Annotated in this window: 13 protein-coding genes; 4 read left to right on the top strand and 9 right to left on the bottom strand. The window is 57.6% G+C overall.

Annotation, left to right across the window (positions count from 1 at the left end):
- Positions 1 to 33 precede the first annotated feature (33 nt).
- The 3 genes from yeiB to DVA43_RS02195 form a co-directional block, all read right to left on the bottom strand.
- On the bottom strand, positions 34 to 1,191 hold the full coding sequence (gene yeiB, locus DVA43_RS02205) for a DUF418 domain-containing protein YeiB (protein ID WP_114314435.1): 1,158 nt from the start codon (positions 1,189 to 1,191) through the stop codon (positions 34 to 36).
- A 17-nt stretch (positions 1,192 to 1,208) separates the two neighbouring features.
- Entirely contained in the window at positions 1,209 to 1,877 is a 669-nt protein-coding gene (gene folE, locus DVA43_RS02200) for a GTP cyclohydrolase I FolE (RefSeq protein ID WP_103180331.1), read from the bottom strand.
- Between the two features lie 117 nt (positions 1,878 to 1,994).
- Entirely contained in the window at positions 1,995 to 3,128 is a 1,134-nt protein-coding gene (locus DVA43_RS02195; protein WP_114314434.1) for a YbfB/YjiJ family MFS transporter, read from the bottom strand.
- A 140-nt stretch (positions 3,129 to 3,268) separates the two neighbouring features.
- On the opposite strand from DVA43_RS02195, the gene fghA reads away from it, so the two are divergent.
- Complete coding sequence (gene fghA / locus DVA43_RS02190) at positions 3,269 to 4,105, top strand: S-formylglutathione hydrolase (protein WP_114314433.1); 837 nt, start codon at positions 3,269 to 3,271, stop codon at positions 4,103 to 4,105.
- A gap of 122 nt (positions 4,106 to 4,227) precedes the next feature.
- On the opposite strand, the gene cirA is transcribed toward fghA, so the two are convergent.
- From cirA to yieE, 3 genes are all read right to left on the bottom strand, one after another.
- Positions 4,228 to 6,198, bottom strand: coding sequence for a catecholate siderophore receptor CirA (cirA, locus tag DVA43_RS02185; protein ID WP_114314432.1), 1,971 nt, complete (start codon positions 6,196 to 6,198; stop codon positions 4,228 to 4,230).
- A 293-nt stretch (positions 6,199 to 6,491) separates the two neighbouring features.
- A complete protein-coding gene (locus tag DVA43_RS02175; RefSeq protein WP_103180338.1) occupies positions 6,492 to 7,961 on the bottom strand; it encodes an amino acid permease in 1,470 nt (489 codons plus the stop codon).
- Between the two features lie 178 nt (positions 7,962 to 8,139).
- Positions 8,140 to 9,009, bottom strand: a complete 870-nt coding sequence (yieE, locus tag DVA43_RS02170) for a DNA-binding transcriptional regulator YeiE (protein WP_103180339.1) — start codon at positions 9,007 to 9,009, stop codon at positions 8,140 to 8,142.
- Positions 9,010 to 9,132: 123 nt separating this feature from the next.
- Here yieE and DVA43_RS02165 point away from each other — a divergent pair, with 123 nt between their 5' ends.
- The 3 genes from DVA43_RS02165 (at position 9,133) to DVA43_RS02155 (ending at position 12,181) form a co-directional block, all read left to right on the top strand.
- Positions 9,133 to 10,179: a YeiH family protein gene (locus tag DVA43_RS02165; RefSeq protein WP_114314431.1), complete on the top strand. Its 1,047-nt coding sequence runs from the start codon at positions 9,133 to 9,135 to the stop codon at positions 10,177 to 10,179.
- Positions 10,180 to 10,244: 65 nt separating this feature from the next.
- Positions 10,245 to 11,105, top strand: a complete 861-nt coding sequence (nfo, locus tag DVA43_RS02160) for a deoxyribonuclease IV (protein WP_103180343.1) — start codon at positions 10,245 to 10,247, stop codon at positions 11,103 to 11,105.
- Positions 11,105 to 12,181 carry a sugar kinase gene (locus DVA43_RS02155; protein WP_114317055.1) on the top strand — a complete coding sequence of 359 codons (1,077 nt, stop codon included), beginning with the start codon at positions 11,105 to 11,107 and terminating at the stop codon, positions 12,179 to 12,181. Before nfo ends, DVA43_RS02155 begins: the two co-directional genes overlap by 1 nt.
- 35 nt (positions 12,182 to 12,216) lie before the next feature.
- Here DVA43_RS02155 and DVA43_RS02150 read toward each other — a convergent pair whose 3' ends face one another.
- The 3 genes from DVA43_RS02150 to DVA43_RS02140 all read right to left on the bottom strand — a co-directional run bounded on the left by DVA43_RS02150 (position 12,217) and on the right by DVA43_RS02140 (position 15,424).
- A complete protein-coding gene (locus DVA43_RS02150) occupies positions 12,217 to 13,470 on the bottom strand; it encodes a NupC/NupG family nucleoside CNT transporter (protein WP_114314430.1) in 1,254 nt (417 codons plus the stop codon).
- A 90-nt stretch (positions 13,471 to 13,560) separates the two neighbouring features.
- Positions 13,561 to 14,496 carry a pseudouridine-5'-phosphate glycosidase gene (locus DVA43_RS02145; protein ID WP_114314429.1) on the bottom strand — a complete coding sequence of 312 codons (936 nt, stop codon included), beginning with the start codon at positions 14,494 to 14,496 and terminating at the stop codon, positions 13,561 to 13,563.
- Positions 14,489 to 15,424, bottom strand: a complete 936-nt coding sequence (locus DVA43_RS02140) for a pseudouridine kinase (protein WP_103825008.1) — start codon at positions 15,422 to 15,424, stop codon at positions 14,489 to 14,491. Before DVA43_RS02140 ends, DVA43_RS02145 begins: the two co-directional genes overlap by 8 nt.
- Positions 15,425 to 15,594: the final 170 nt, after the last annotated feature.

The raw sequence follows: 15,594 nt of genomic DNA, 5'->3' as shown, positions 1-15,594 counted from the left end.
CATCCGTTTTGTTAATGATTGTGATCCAGATCGTTATCCGGATGTATGGCTTGATGAAACGCCTGACGCACGTATGGTCAATTGCCGCCATACCCATTCCAGCGGCCCCTGACGGAAATGGCGCATCCAGAGGACGGAGAAAAGAATATTAACCAGCCACACCGGCAGGACAATGCCCAGCAGCTGTAGCCGGTCGAACTTCATAAATAAGCCAAGCTGATAGAACAAAGTGGTACAGATTAGCGTCTGTAAAATATAGTTGCTGAGCGCCATGCGCCCCACGCAGGCCACCGCCGTCACCAGCCGGAAACGGCAGAGCTGTGGCCAGTAACCGTAGATGAGCGCGGCATAACCAATCGTCTGAAACGGCGCGCTCAGCTCGCGCGGCGCCTGCAACAGGAATGCACACCAGCGATAATCCCAGTGCAGATACCACTGGGCGATCACCGCCGGAAGATTAACCGCCAGCCCCACCAGCACCAGCCACATCCCGGTACGGCGATAGTGGCGCGGGCTGAACTCGCCCTTCAGCCAGCCGGTACGCATCAGCGCGGCGCCGATAAGCATCATCCCCGCCAGCTGCCAGCCATACTGTGCGCCGAGCGCCAGTAAACTGTTGCCAATCATATCCGCCCGGTTGCTGATGGCTTCCAGTCCGCCGCCCAATTTCCAGTACTGCTCATATTGCAGGTTCGCCGCATCCGGCACCCAGGAGCGGTTGGTGGAGCCGCCGGAGATAATCCCCAGCAGCAGCAATATAGCCACGCCGATTAGAAACAGCACCACGCCGGTATTGAAGAGATTTTTGACATCATGTGCGTCGCGGATGATGCGCCAGCAGATCAGCCCTACCAGCCCATAGGCCAGCAGAATATCGCCATCCCAGAATAGCAGCCCATGAAGAAATCCGAACAGCACCAGCAGAGAGAGCCGGGCCTGGATCCAGCGTTTACCGCGTTTCAGTAACAGCTGAAGACCTGCGCCAAACAGCAGCGCAAACAGGGTAAGAAATTTGACCTGGGCAAAGAGATCCAGCACCGCCCATGTCCAGGCGTCGCGAAGAGTGATATCGCCATACCAGGCGGGATTGAGGTAAGCGGCCTTCGGCAAACCGAAGGCGCTTATATTCAGAAGCAGAATACCCAGAATAGCGACGCCACGAACGAAATCCAGCGTGACATTTCTTTCCATGTACCCTGCCCTGACGATTAGCTAACGTGACGGACGGCGCGCAGGAACTCCTGGCGGGTATTCTGGCTCGATTTGAACAGGCCGCCCAGCGAGGTGGTGGTGGTGGCGCTGGTCGCATCACGAATGCCACGCGCTTTCACGCAGTAGTGTACCGCATCAATCGATACCGCCACGTTGTTGGTGCCAAGCAGCGTTTGCAGCGCGATGAGGATCTGCTGGGTTAAACGCTCCTGCACCTGCGGACGCTGGGCAAAGAACTGCACGATACGGTTGATTTTGGACAGGCCAATCACCGCATCTTTCGGGATATAGGCCACGGTCGCTTTACCGTCGATGGTCACAAAGTGATGTTCGCAGGTGCTGGTCAGGGTGATATCGCGCACCGTCACCATCTCATCGACCTTCATTTTGTTTTCAATGACGGTAATTTTCGGGAAATTAGCGTAATCAAGCCCGGAGAAAATCTCATCGACATACATTTTGGCGATGCGACGCGGCGTCTCCATCAGACTGTCATCACTCAAATCGAGATTGAGCAGCTGCATGATTTCGGTCATGTGCCCGGAAATAAGACTTTTACGTGTTTCGTTGTCCATCTCCTGAACCGGTGGGCGCAGCGGCGTTTCAAGGCCGTGTGCTACCAGCGCTTCATGGACGAGGGCAGCTTCTTTACTCATTGATGACATTCTTTTCTCCTGCAGGTGTGGCGCTCTTCTGCCCTCCGTGGGGCAAAATGTGCACTCATTGTGCGCGAGGCGGCGAGCATAATCCAGTATTCACCGCGATAATTATTCTAATTGTCGTTACCTTTCAACCTGACGCTGCCAGACCAGTCCGCCCGCAACAAACAATGCGATACCGGCAAGGCCCAGCGCAGGCTCAAGCTGATGGGTAAGCCAGCTCGACAGTGCCGAGGTCATCGGGCCAATTAGCTGCCCGATGGCATAGCCGGTCGTCAGTAACCCGGCCATGTAACGCGTATGATTCGGTGCCAGTTCACGCCCATAGAGCAACGAGAGCTGCATCGCACATAAAAATCCGCCGCCGACCAGCAGCGCACCGGTCACCAGACCGGCCATCCCCGGCATCAGCCAGGCGGCAATCACTCCCACCGCCTGCAACCAGAGCACGATCGCCAGCCGACGATGGGTCGACGCGACGTGGCGCAAGGCTATGCTGAGGGCAATACCCACCATCGAGGCGACACCAAAAACCGGCCAGACAAACTGGGCAAAGGCGCTGCCAGGAAAGCGCAGCGCCGCCATCTGCGACAGAAACGTCGCCGGGAGGATGTAGCCAAACCCGGCGAGGCTGTAGCTCCAGACCAGACGACGCAGATCGCGGGTTAACGTCAGCGGCTCCGGCGTCGTGCCCGGACGATGCAGCTGCCCGGCACGCGGCAGGTAGCGGGCCACCAGCGCGACGAGCACCAGCGCCAGCAGGCCGTAGATTTGCCAGGCAGCGCTGGCGGAGAGCGCCTGCGCCTGGATCCAGACCGCCAGCAGGCCGCTTAAGGCGATCCCCGCCCCCGGCCCGGCAAACACCGCGGCACTCAGGCCCGGCTTGCCAAAATGGGCCAGCCGTTCGTTGGTCCAGGCAGCAATCAGCACCATCGACCAGCCGCTCATGCAACCAATCACAAAGCGCAGCAGCCCGTGGATCACCGCATTATCCGCGACGGCGGAAAGCAGGGTGAGCGCCACTGCACCAACGATCCCCAGCCACAGACGGCCCTCGACAAACCGGTGCGCGCGCATGGCATCCCACGCTCCCGCCAGATAGCCGAGATAGTTCATCGCCGCCACCAGCCCGGCGCTGGTCAGGGTGAGCTCGCCCGCCGAAATCATCAGCGGCACCTGAGGAGTAAAGGCAAAGCGCCCTATTCCCATCGCCACCACCAGAACCACAAATCCGCTGAGCGCGATACGCAGCGCCATGACCACCCCGATTGTTAAAGTTTCGTAAATTCATGATGCAGGATATGAGGCGAATGCGGAAGTGAAAGTTGCTCACACGTTACTGAATAATCTGTATTATGGCTTTCAATCCCGATCTTACCTTCCTGAAGGAGCCCTGCATGGAACTGCTCGAAGAGCACCACTGTTTTGAAGGTCGACAGCAGCGCTGGCGTCACGACTCCACGGTGCTGAACTGCGCGATGACGTTCAGCATTTTTCTTCCTCCGGCAACCGACGGGGCGAAACCGCCGGTGCTTTACTGGCTCTCCGGCCTGACCTGCAATGATGAGAACTTCACCACCAAAGCGGGCGCCCAGCGCGTAGCGGCCGAACTGGGGATCGCCCTGGTGATGCCGGATACCAGCCCGCGCGGCGACGACGTGGCGGACGATGCCGGGTATGACCTGGGCAAAGGCGCCGGGTTCTACCTGAACGCCACCCAAGAGCCGTGGGCGCGTCATTACCGGATGTATGATTATCTGCGTGACGAGCTGCCGGCGCTGATCCAGGCGGAGTTTGCAGTATCCGATCGCTGTGCCATCAGCGGCCATTCGATGGGCGGTCACGGTGCGCTGGTGATGGCGCTGAAAAACCCCGGTAAATATGTCAGCGTCTCGGCGTTTGCGCCTATCGTCAATCCGACGCAGGTGCCGTGGGGGCAGAAAGCCTTTAGCCACTATCTGGGTGAAGATGCTGCAAACTGGCAGGCGTGGGACAGCTGCGCCCTGATGCTGAACAGCCAGCCGGAACAGGCGATCCCGACGCTTATCGATCAGGGCGATGCCGATCAGTTCCTGGCAAGCCAGCTACAACCGGCGGTGCTGGCGGAAGCCGCGCGTCAGAAGGCCTGGCCGCTGACGTTACGTATCCAGCCGGGGTACGATCACAGCTATTATTTCATTGCGTCGTTTATTGAAGATCATCTGCGCTTCCATGCGCAGCAGCTGTTGAAGTAAGTGCCAGCCTCATGCCCGGTGGCGCTTCGCTTACCGGGCCTACAAAACCCACATCAGCCCGTAGGCCGGGCAAGCGCAGCGCCGCCCGGCAAACAGACCGCACCGCTCCGGCGATCCCTCGATCAGAACTGGTAATCCACCGCCATAAAGTAACGGCGTCCTTCTTCGGTATAGGTGTAGTCGTCGCGGCTGAGATCTTTATCCAGCAGGTTCATGACGCCCGCACGCAGCTTAACGTTTTTGGTTGCCTGCCATGCACCACCGGTGTTCCACACCACATAGCCACCCGGCGTTGCCGCGCCATCGGTAATCGCGCGTTTCTCACCCGTGTAATTCCCCTGCACGTAGAAAGACCACGCCTGGGTCGCCTGCCAGTCCAGCGTACCGTTTGCGGTATGGAACGGCAGCTCGGAGAGCGGCTTGTTGCCGCCGTTGCTGATATCACGCCCGTCGTTATAGGTGTAATTCAGCGTCATTCGCCACTCTTCGGCAATCGGGAACTTAATCTCCGTCTCCAGGCCACGGATACGCGCCTTATTGACGTTGTAATAGCGGAACACCGGCTCGCCGTCGGCATTCAGCCCGACATAGTTAGGGTAGCTCTGCGCCTGGCCGACGTTGGCGGTACGGCTGATGCTGATCCGGTCATCAACGTCATTCTGGAAAGCGGTGATGCTCCCCTGAACGCCTTCTAACCAACCCTCTTCCCCGCTGTAGTACAGCCCCAGCTCAAAACTTTCACTGGTTTCTGGTTTCAGGTCCGGGCTACCGACGATTTCACATGCACCGCGGCAGGATCCGGTGGTCCAGTCCGGACTCAGCTGCAACAGTGACGGCGCCTTGAATGCCGTTGCCCAGCCGCCTTTCACCGTTAGAGTATCGGTGGCGTTATAAATCAGGTAAGCACGCGGGCTCCAGTGGTCGCCGTAGGTTTCATGGTCATCCATGCGCACGCCGGTGGTGAGCGCCAGCGGCTCAAAGATCCGCCATTCATCTTCCAGGAACAGCGCATACTGGCTGGCCGATGTATTACTGCTGTTGCCGCCGGTAAGGTTGACCGGATCTTTCAGCTTATCGTGACGCCACTCTCCGCCAAAGGTCACCAGCTGGTTAATCTCCCCCAACGGCAGGACATATTTACCGTCGATGGAGTTGCTTTCGGAGGTGATCGCGCTGCTGTTGCCCGGATTTTTGTTGTCCACCTTCTCGCCGTAGAATTTCAGCTCGCTGTTGCCCAGCCCCCAGCGGCCATTGTGGCTCAGGGAGTAGTTCTGGCGCTCCAGACGGTTTTTGTCCAGCGAGTCGGAATCCCGATCCTGACGGTCGAAACCATACCCGGCGGTGAAATCGTGGTTTTCGTTCGGGGTCCAGGCAAATTCCACGTTGGCATCGCGGCTGGTAAAGCCTTCGATACGCGGGGTTTCGCCCGTAGCGCTGGTGGAAGAGGACTGCGGATCGTCTTTATCACGCTGGGAGACGCTGCCGAAGGCTTTCAGGCCGAGGACGCCATCCACCAGCGGGCCGCTGGTATAGAACTGACCGCCGTAGGTGTCGCCGCGATCGCGATGTTCCTGAATAGTCGTGTCGGCGGTGAGGGTGCCGGTCCATTTCTGGCCGATCTTTTTGGTGATGATATTGACCACGCCGCCCAGAGCATCGGAGCCGTAGAGGGAGGACATCGGCCCGCGCACTACTTCGATGCGCTCGATGGCGTCCACCGGCACCCAGTTGAGATCGAAGTCGTTATGGCGGAACACGGCATTGCGCGAGTTGACGCGCTTGCCGTCGATGAGGATCAGCGTATAGCTGCTGTCCAGCCCGCGGATACTGACGCCCTTGCGGTTGTCCCCTTCGTTGGTTAACTGCACGCCCGGCACGTCCTGTAACACATCTTTCAGATTCTGCACCGGCTTACGCTGCAGATCCTGCTGGGTGATGACGCTGATGCTGGCGGGGGCATCTTTCAGGTTTTGCTCGTTGGCCGAGGCGGTAACGACCATCGTGTCGCCAGATTCCACCGCCGCAACCGGCAGGGCCAGGGAAAGAGCAGACGCGCACAGCCCTCCCCGAACGAAGGGATTCAACCTAAACATTCCATTTTTCCATGAGGTAAACACAGCAAAATCAAATATGTACTGCTCACATTGCATTGCATGCCGCCCGCTTCTTTGGGCGGGTCGGTCTGGTAATTCTTTGCAGGTGTGGCCGCAACCCCTCCCCTGACCAAGGCGAGAAAGTTGACTCCTTCATCCTTTTGATTACTTTGCTAATGATAAAGCAAACGATAACCATTATCAATTAAATTGTTAAAAGTTATGTCAAGAGAGCATACTGTGGAGAAATAAAAAACCCGCTCGGCTGAGCGGGTTAGAGAGAGGTGGTGCGCTTATTTTTTAAAGCTATTCGGGAATTCCATTTCGCTGTAGCGCACAAACTTCGTTCCCTTCGCCAGCTTGTAACCAAACCAGATGATCAGGAACAGCGGAATACCGATATAGGTGGCCGCTACGCCGCCCCAGTCGATGGTGTCGGCCAGGAAGGCTTCGTAGTTCTGGCCGAGGGTGATGATCAGACAGAGCACAAAGGCGAAGATCGGACCCAGCGGGAAGAAGCCGGAGCGGTATGGCAGGTTGTTAATATCGTAACCCTGCTTCACGTAGCCGCGACGGAAACGGTAATGGCTGATGGCGATGCCCAGCCAGGCGATGAAGCCCGTCATCCCGGAAGTATTCAGCAGCCACAGGTAGACGGTCTGGTTGCCGAACATCGAGGTCAGGAAGCACAGGCAGGCAATCACAGTGGTGGCGTAGAGCGCATTACGCGGCACACCGCCACGGGAGAGCTTCGCGAAGATACGCGGCGCTTTGCCATCGCAGGCCAGGGAGTAGAGCATACGGGTAGAGGCATACATCCCGGAGTTACCTGCCGACAGCACCGCCGTCAGGATCACCGCGTTCATAACCGCCGCCGCAGAGAGCAGACCGGCATGCTGGAACACCAGGGTGAACGGGCTGACGCTGATGTCTTTCACATCGTTACGCAGCAGGCTCGGATCGGTGTACGGAATGATCAGGCTGATAATCAGGATGGCGAACACATAGAACAGCAGGATACGCCAGAAGACCTGACGCACCGCGCGCGGGATGTTCTTCTCCGGGTTTTCGGATTCACCCGCCGCGATACCGATCAGTTCGGTCCCCTGGAAGGAGAAGCCGACAATCATCGCCACGCCAATCATCGCCGATAAACCACCCGCAAAAGGTGCATCGCCAACCGTCCAGTTGCTCCAGCCCGCAGGCTCGCTACCCTGGAAGATACCGACGATCATCGCCAGGCCGACGATAATAAAGATGATCACGGTCGCCACTTTGATCAGGGAGAACCAGTATTCGGCCTCACCAAAGCCGCGCACGGAGATGTAGTTGAGCAGGAAGATCACCGCCAGGAAGAGCGCACTCCAGATCCAGCCCGGCGTGTCCGGGAACCACCAGGTCATGACCAGCTGTGCCGCCACCAGGTCCACGGCGATGGTCACCGCCCAGTTGTACCAGTAGTTCCAGCCCAGCGCGAAGCCAAAGCCTTCTTCAACGTATTTCTGACCGTAGGTAGAAAAAGAACCGGATACCGGCATGTACGCCGCCAGTTCACCCAGGCTGGTCATCAGGAAGTAGACCATCAGACCGATCAGGATATAGGAAAAGAGCGCGCCGCCAGGACCCGCTGCTGAAATCGTCGCGCCAGAGGCGACAAAGAGGCCTGTACCGATAGAGCCGCCAATGGCGATCATCGTCAGGTGACGCGCCTTGAGTTCGCGACGTAGCGCGGGCGCTTCTGTGGTTTTAGTTTCGGAAACCATGTGAAAATGCTGTCCATTCAAAAAATGAGGCGCGATTGTAGCAGACGATCGCCGGCTCTTCCGGCACAAATGCCCTGTTATAAGAGAGCTTCATGACCGGTCCAGGATTATAAGTAAAGCAGAGAATAGTATTGATGCGAGTAATGACTACCGGCGGACAAAACGCCGCCGGGCAGGATTACATTTCGCAGTAACGCAGAAAACGCTGGAGGGAATTAGAGAGGTGCTTCTGGCGGTGGTGGATACGCCACAGGGTGCGCACCAGCTTATTGGGCAACGGCACGGGGATCTCCACCAGCGTTCCACTCTCCAGCTGTTCGGCAATCACCCGCCGCGACAGGCAGCTGATGCCAAGACCGTGGCGCACCGCATGTTTGATGGCCTCTGAATTGCCGAGCTCCATGCCCATATGGAACTGCGGCAGATGGGAGAGCAGCAGATAATCGACGATCTCACGCGTACCTGAGCCCTGCTCGCGTAAAATCCACGGCGCCTGCGCCAGCCGCTCCAGGGTCACCTCCTGCTGTAATAAAGAAGAGGCCGGCGAGGCGAAGACCACCAGCTCATCCTCCAGCCAGGGCTCAGCAATAATGTCGGCGTTGTGGCATGGCCCTTCGATAAGGCCGATATCCACCCGAAAATCGATCACCGCGGTGATGACATCCTGGCTGTTACCGACGCTCATCTCCAGCGGCAGGGTCGGGAAATCCCGGCGATAGCGGGCAATCACTTCAGGCAGGATATAGTTGCCAATGGTGCTGCTGGCGTAGACGCGAATAGCGCCATTATCCTCGCGAAAGAGCTGTTCGATTTCGACGGTCTGCTCCAGCAACGCCAGCGCGCGCGGGTAGAGCAAACGTCCATGCTCGTTCACCACCAGCCGCTTCCCTACCCGGTCAAAGAGCTGAACCCCCAGTTGACCTTCGAGATCGGTTAACGCGGCGCTGACGGCAGACTGAGAGAGCGCCAGCATCTGAGAGGCCTGGGTGGTCGATCCGCTTTTCAGTACTTCGGCGAAGACTTCAAGCTGGCGTAAGGTAATGTGCATAGTCGCTATCCGGTAGGGTAAGCACCCTGCTTACCACTTATAAAGATTAATTATAAATATATAATCAATTTTATTTTTAAGCCAGCGCGCCGTAACCTTTTAGCCAGAGAAAAGGAGACGGTTATGACAACACTCACCCTACAGCATCATCGTACCGTGTGGCATTACATTCCGGGCCTGGCGCTGAGCGCGCTGGTCACCGGTGTCGCATTATGGGGCGGCAGCATCCCGGCAGTTGCAGGCGCCGGATTCAGCGCCCTGACCCTGGCTATCCTGCTGGGGATGGTCGTCGGAAATACGGTTTATCCGCAGATCTACAAGCCGTGCGACGGCGGCGTTATCTTCGCCAAGCAGCATCTGCTGCGACTCGGGATCATCCTGTATGGCTTTCGTCTGACCTTTGCGCAGATTGCCGACGTCGGGGTAAGCGGTATTGCGATTGATATTTTAACGCTCTCCAGCACCTTTTTACTGGCCTGCTTTATCGGCCAGAAGGTGTTCGGGCTCGACAAACAGACCAGTTGGCTGATTGGTGCGGGCAGCAGCATCTGCGGCGCCGCGGCGGTGCTGGCCACCGAGCCGGTGGTAAAGGCCGAGTCCAGCAAGGTGACCGTGGCGGTGGCAACGGTGGTGATCTTCGGTACGCTGGCGATCTTCCTCTATCCCGCCATGTATCCGCTGGTAGCCCACTGGTTTAGCCCGGAAACCTACGGCATCTATATCGGCTCGACGATGCATGAAGTGGCCCAGGTCGTGGCGGCCGGTCACGCCATCAGCCCGGATGCGGAGAACGCCGCGGTGATCGCCAAAATGCTGCGGGTGATGATGCTGGCGCCGTTCCTGCTGGTTCTGGCCGCAAGGGTGAAACAGCTTGCGCCAGCGGGCAACGGCGAGAAGAGCAAAATCACCATCCCCTGGTTCGCCATTCTGTTTATTGTGGTCGCGGTGTTTAACTCGTTCCATCTGCTGCCCAAAGCGGTCGTGGATATGCTGGTGACGCTGGATACCATCCTGATGGCGATGGCGATGGCGGCGCTGGGCTTAACCACCCACGTCAGCGCTCTGAAAAAAGCCGGGGCGAAACCGCTGCTGATGGCGCTGCTGCTCTTTGTCTGGCTGATTGTCGGCGGGGGCGCCATTAACCTGGCGGTGCATAGCCTGATGGCATAAACCGCTGTAGCCTTATCCTGTTAACCCGCTATCATATGCGTTTGCGGGTTAACAGGAGTCCCTTTATGAAATATGTTGGAGCGCACGTCAGCGCTGCCGGCGGTCTGGCAAATGCCGCTATTCGCGCCGCCGAAATTGAGGCGACCGCTTTCGCCCTGTTCACCAAAAATCAGCGCCAGTGGCGCGCCGCGCCGTTAACCACTCAGGTGATTGATGAGTTCAAAGCGGCCTGCGAAAAATACCATTTCTCCCCCGGCCAGATCCTGCCCCACGACAGTTTCCTGATTAACCTCGGTCATCCGGTACAGGAGGCGCTGGACAAATCCCGCGCAGCCTTCCTTGATGAGGTACAGCGCTGCGAGCAGCTCGGCCTGACGCTGCTGAACTTCCATCCCGGCAGCCATCTGGCACAAATCGACGAAGATGCCTGCCTGGCGCGGATCGCCGAGTCGATCAATATCGTGCTGGCACAGACCCAGGGAGTGACGGCGGTGATTGAAAATACCGCCGGACAGGGCAGCAACCTCGGTTTTCGCTTTGAGCATCTGGCGGCCATCATCGACGCCGTAGAAGATAAATCCCGCATCGGCGTCTGCATTGATACCTGCCACGCCTTTGCCGCCGGTTACGACCTGCGCAGCGCGGAAGCGTGTGCGAAAACCTTCGCCGAGTTCGAGCGCGTCGTGGGCTTTGAGTACCTGCGCGGTATGCATCTTAACGATGCGAAAAGCACCTTCGGCAGCCGCGTTGACCGTCACCACAGCCTGGGGGAAGGCAACATCGGCCATGATGCGTTCCGCTTTATCATGCAGGATCCGCGTTTCGACAACATTCCGCTGGTGCTGGAAACCATCAACCCGGATATCTGGGCGGAGGAGATCGCCTGGCTGAAAGCGCAACAGCATGCCGAGGCCACCGCAGAATGATGAACGAAAGGGAAAAGCAGATCCTGAAGATCCTGCGGCGCAACCCCCTTATTCAGCAACATGAAATCGCCCAGATCCTCGATATCAGCCGCTCCCGCGTCGCCGCGCACATTATGGATTTGATGCGCAAGGGGGCGATCAAGGGCAAAGGCTATATCCTGACCGAACAGGATTATTGCGTGGCGCTCGGCGCCATCAATATGGATATTCGCGGGGTGGCCGATATTCGTTTTCCTGAACCCTCCTCCCATCCGGGGGCCATTCAGTGCGCGGCGGGCGGCGTGGCGCGTAACATCGCCCATAACCTCGCGCTGCTGGGGCGCGAGGTGCACCTGATCTCTGCCGTGGGCAGCGATTTTTATGGCGAAACCCTGCTGGAGCAGACCCGCCAGGCGGGCGTTAACGTGCAGAGTACCATCCGCCTGCACGGACAAAGCACCGCAACCTATCTGTCGATTGCCAGTCCGCAGGACGACACTGTGCTGGCGATCAATGACACCCATATCCTGCAGGGGCTGACGCCGCAGCTGCTGAACCAGTCGCGCGAGCTGCTGGCCCATGCGGGCGTGGTGCTGGCCGACTGTAACCTCACCGCGGAAGCGCTGGAGTGGGTCTTTACCCTCGCCGGGGATGTGCCGGTGTTTGTCGACACGGTTTCAGAATTTAAAGCCGAGAGGATCAAACCCTGGCTGTCGCGCATCCATACCCTGAAGCCGACGCTGAAGGAGCTGCAGATCCTGGCGGAGTGCGAGGATCGCAAGAGCGCCCTCGCCGTCCTGCATGAGAAAGGGGTGCAGCGGATTGTGGTCTGTCTGGAAGATGATTCGGTGCTGTGCAGTGAGCAGGGCGCGGAGCCGCTTCTGCTGAAGCCCCCCACCCACCCGGTGGTTGACCGCTTTGGTGCCGATGACGCCTTTATGGCGGGGTTGATTTATGCCTTCCTCGATGGGAGCGATTTTACGGAGAGTGCCCGATTCGCGGGTGCCTGCGCGGCGCTCTCCCGCGCCAGTGAGAGTATCAATAACCCGACGCTGTCGGTAGATAACGTCCTGTCGCTACTGGACAGCCAGCCGTAAACAGGCCGGGTAGTTGCCCTACCCGGCCTGCGTCACTAGCCTGCTAAGCCAATAAAGAAGCCCGCAATGGTGGCGCTCATCAGGTTAGAGAGCGTGGCCGCCACCAGTGCCCGCACGCCCAGCTGGGCAATCTCCGGGGCGCGCTGGGGCGATACCGCAGAAAAGGCCCCTACCACCACGCCAATCGAGCCGAAGTTGGCAAAGCCGCACAGGGCAAAAGAGATGATGGCGATGGTCTTCACATCCAGCTGCCCGGCGGTTTGCAGATACGGCGAGAAGTTGAGATAGGCAACGAATTCATTAATCGCCAGCTTCTGTCCAATCAGGCTGCCTGCGAGCGTCGCATCCTGCCATTCGACCCCCATGATCCACGCCAGTGGCGCGAGGGCATAACCAAACAGCCCCTCAAGGCTCAGGCTTTCCATGCCAAACCAGCCGCCAATGCCGCCCAGAATACCGTTCAGCAGGGCGATGATCGCCACAAAGGCCATTACCACCGTCGCAACCCCGGCAGCAATTTTTAACCCGGTCATCGCCCCGGTCGCCGCGGCTTCGATAATGCTTTTCGGCGGCGTGTCGCTGAACGACAGGTTATCGAAGGTGACCTGTGACGCCTCCGTGGCCGGGCTCAGCAGACGGGCAAACAAAATCCCGCCAGGAATGGCCATTAACGAGGCGGCGAGCAGGTAATCAATCGGCACTCCCATTCCGGCGTAGCCAATCAGCATCGAACCGGCAATGGACGCCATCCCGCTGCAAATAGCGGTAAACAGCTCGTTGCGGTTCAGCTTATCGACGAAGGGTTTCACGATCGCCGGGATCTCGTTCTGGCCGAGGAAGATAGTGGTCACCGCCACGAAGGATTCGATTTTACTGATACGCAGCGCTCTCTGGAAAATGCCACCCAGCACGCGGATCAGCAGCCCCATCACCCCGATGTAGTAGAGCAGGCTGATCAGCGCGGTGACAAAGATAATGGCGGGCAGCACCCGGAAGGCAAAGACGAACCCGGCCCCGTCAAACAGGGTGTCCATTTTCGGTCCCACCAGCGCACCAAAGATAAAGGCGCTGCCGGCATCGCTGTAGGACATGACTTTACTTACCCCGATGGCGGCCTGCTCCACCAGCCATTTGCCGGGTGGGAAATAGAGCATGATGCCGCCAATTGCCACCTGCAAAATAAAAGCGGCGCCAACGGTACGCAGGCTGATACGGCGTTTATTGACCGACAGGAGGAAGGCTATCGCCAACAGAACCGCCATACCCAGCAGACTTCTCATTACGTCCATAATGATTTCCTTACCTGAAAACCCGGCGACTGGCCGGGTATCCGTTATTCCACTGTGAAGACAGGCGACGGCAAACTGCCTGTGAAAAGATTACGCGATGCGCTGGTACGCCTTCGCGATATCGCAGGCCAGGCGGGCGTTGTTAAAGACCAGCTGAATATTGGATTTCAGGCTGTCGCCGCCGGTCAGTTCCGCCACGCGGGCCAGCAGGAACGGCGTGCTGGCTTTGCCGGTCACGCCCTGCTCTTCCGCTTCCTTCACCGCCTGGTCGATAGCGGCGTTGATGGTCTCTTCTGGCATCGCAAACTGTTCCGGGATGGGATTCGCCACCACCAGGCCGCCGTTAAGGCCAGTCTGCCATTTCACCGCCATTGCGCGCGCGATGGCTTCCGCGCTGTCGAGACGGACGCTGACCTCAAACGGACTGGTGCGACAGAAAAAGGCAGGCAGGGACTGGGTCTGATAGCCAATCAACGGTACGCCGTTGGTTTCCAGATATTCGGTGGTTAACCCGAGGTCGAGAATAGATTTTGCCCCGGCGCAAACCACGGCGACATTGGTTTTCGCCAGCTCCTGTAAATCGGCAGAAATATCAAACGTGTGTTCCGCACCGCGGTGTACGCCGCCAATTCCGCCGGTAGCAAAAACCTTAATCCCGGCCATCGCCGCAATAATCATGGTTGAGGCAACCGTCGTCGCGCCATTTATTCCGGCGGCGACCACAAAAGGTAAATCCCGGCGGCTGACTTTAGTCACGGCATGGCCTTCACGGCCTAATAATTCAATTTCTTCTTTGCTGAGCCCCACTTTCATTACGCCACGAATAATGGCGATAGTGGCGGGAATAACCCCCTGCTGGCGAATCGCATCTTCAACTTCCAGCGCCGTCTGGGCATTTTGCGGGAAAGGCATGCCGTGAGAAATAATGGTAGATTCAAGCGCTACAATCGGTTTGTTATTATTTAAAGCGTCCTGAACCTCAGGAGAAATTTGCAGGAACTCAGCAGATAATTTTAATTCAGACATGTTCTCTCTCCATTAATGCGTTAACGTTTTCAGCCGATAAATCAGGGTTATTGGTATATACGGAAGCGAGCGCCAGCGACGAGCAGCCCTGGGCAAAACGAACGGAATGGGCAAATGTGGCCCCTTCCAGCCAGCAGAAGGCGAGCCCCGCCATCATCGCATCGCCCGCGCCGGTGACATTGACAAGCTGGGTTTTAAACGGGGCAGACCAGCCGCTTTCGCCTCCTTTCTCGCTGTAATAAACGCCGTCGCCGCCCATGCTCAATACCAGCCGAAACAGGCCATGCTGGTGAAACCAGGCCGCAACTTTCGGGGCATCCGCCGCGCAGGAGAGCGGGATGCCGCTCAGGGTTTCGGCTTCAATCCGGTTGGGCTTCAGCGTGTGGATATGGCCCAGCCAGTCGCGCACTTTGTTGCATTTCCAGGCCGAGACGGGGTCAACGAACACCGGTGCCTGGCCTGCATTTTCAAATATCCAGCCCAGCGCAGATTCACTGAGATTGCAGTCGATCACCACCGCTTTTGCCGCACGCAGAAAGGCCAGGTGGTGGGCCAGATAGTCCGGATTGATGTAGTCAGAAATAGCCATATCATTAATGGCTACCAGCATTTCGCCGGTATTATCCAGCAAGGATAAATAACTGGAGGTGCCTTCGCCCGCGATCACCTGGCATTTTTCCACCTGTACGCCAGCGGCCTGGGTTTGTGATAGCAGCGACTGACCGTAAAAGTCATCGCCGACAGCAGAAAGTAGCCAGACATTTTTTCCCAGCAAGGCAAGATTTTGCGCAATATTCCGCCCAACACCGCCGGGGGTAAATTTAATTTTCCCTGGGTTAGAGTCCGCATAATTAAGCGAGGCGTTTGAATACCCCGCAACATCCATATTCGCAGAACCAATAACAGCAATATAATCCTTTTCACGCATAGAACATCCTCTGGCACGCAGGCCATCGCAATGATAATTAAGCGAGGGAGTAATTTTAATTTCTATTAGAGCACATGTTTATATGTGAACACGTGTTCATAGTATGCGTAAGAAGGGGAAAGTAAAGCGGTGGGAAAGAGGGTGTGAAAGGGTTATGAACAGAATCACAA

Origin of the sequence: Leclercia sp. W6 (assembly GCF_003336345.1) — a bacterium.
GTDB lineage: Bacteria > Pseudomonadota > Gammaproteobacteria > Enterobacterales > Enterobacteriaceae > Enterobacter.
This window is presented reverse-complemented; position numbering and strand designations above follow the sequence as displayed.

What these genes read in the sequence shown, in the direction of transcription:
- yeiB (WP_114314435.1), bottom strand. Translation starts at nt 1,191, where the DNA reads ATGGAAAGAAATGTCACGCTGGATTTCGTTCGTGGCGTCGCTATTCTG.
- folE (WP_103180331.1), bottom strand. Translation starts at nt 1,877, where the DNA reads ATGTCATCAATGAGTAAAGAAGCTGCCCTCGTCCATGAAGCGCTGGTA.
- DVA43_RS02195 (WP_114314434.1), bottom strand. Translation starts at nt 3,128, where the DNA reads ATGGCGCTGCGTATCGCGCTCAGCGGATTTGTGGTTCTGGTGGTGGCG.
- fghA (WP_114314433.1), top strand. Translation starts at nt 3,269, where the DNA reads ATGGAACTGCTCGAAGAGCACCACTGTTTTGAAGGTCGACAGCAGCGC.
- cirA (WP_114314432.1), bottom strand. Translation starts at nt 6,198, where the DNA reads ATGTTTAGGTTGAATCCCTTCGTTCGGGGAGGGCTGTGCGCGTCTGCT.
- DVA43_RS02175 (WP_103180338.1), bottom strand. Translation starts at nt 7,961, where the DNA reads ATGGTTTCCGAAACTAAAACCACAGAAGCGCCCGCGCTACGTCGCGAA.
- yieE (WP_103180339.1), bottom strand. Translation starts at nt 9,009, where the DNA reads ATGCACATTACCTTACGCCAGCTTGAAGTCTTCGCCGAAGTACTGAAA.
- DVA43_RS02165 (WP_114314431.1), top strand. Translation starts at nt 9,133, where the DNA reads ATGACAACACTCACCCTACAGCATCATCGTACCGTGTGGCATTACATT.
- nfo (WP_103180343.1), top strand. Translation starts at nt 10,245, where the DNA reads ATGAAATATGTTGGAGCGCACGTCAGCGCTGCCGGCGGTCTGGCAAAT.
- DVA43_RS02155 (WP_114317055.1), top strand. Translation starts at nt 11,105, where the DNA reads ATGAACGAAAGGGAAAAGCAGATCCTGAAGATCCTGCGGCGCAACCCC.
- DVA43_RS02150 (WP_114314430.1), bottom strand. Translation starts at nt 13,470, where the DNA reads ATGGACGTAATGAGAAGTCTGCTGGGTATGGCGGTTCTGTTGGCGATA.
- DVA43_RS02145 (WP_114314429.1), bottom strand. Translation starts at nt 14,496, where the DNA reads ATGTCTGAATTAAAATTATCTGCTGAGTTCCTGCAAATTTCTCCTGAG.
- DVA43_RS02140 (WP_103825008.1), bottom strand. Translation starts at nt 15,424, where the DNA reads ATGCGTGAAAAGGATTATATTGCTGTTATTGGTTCTGCGAATATGGAT.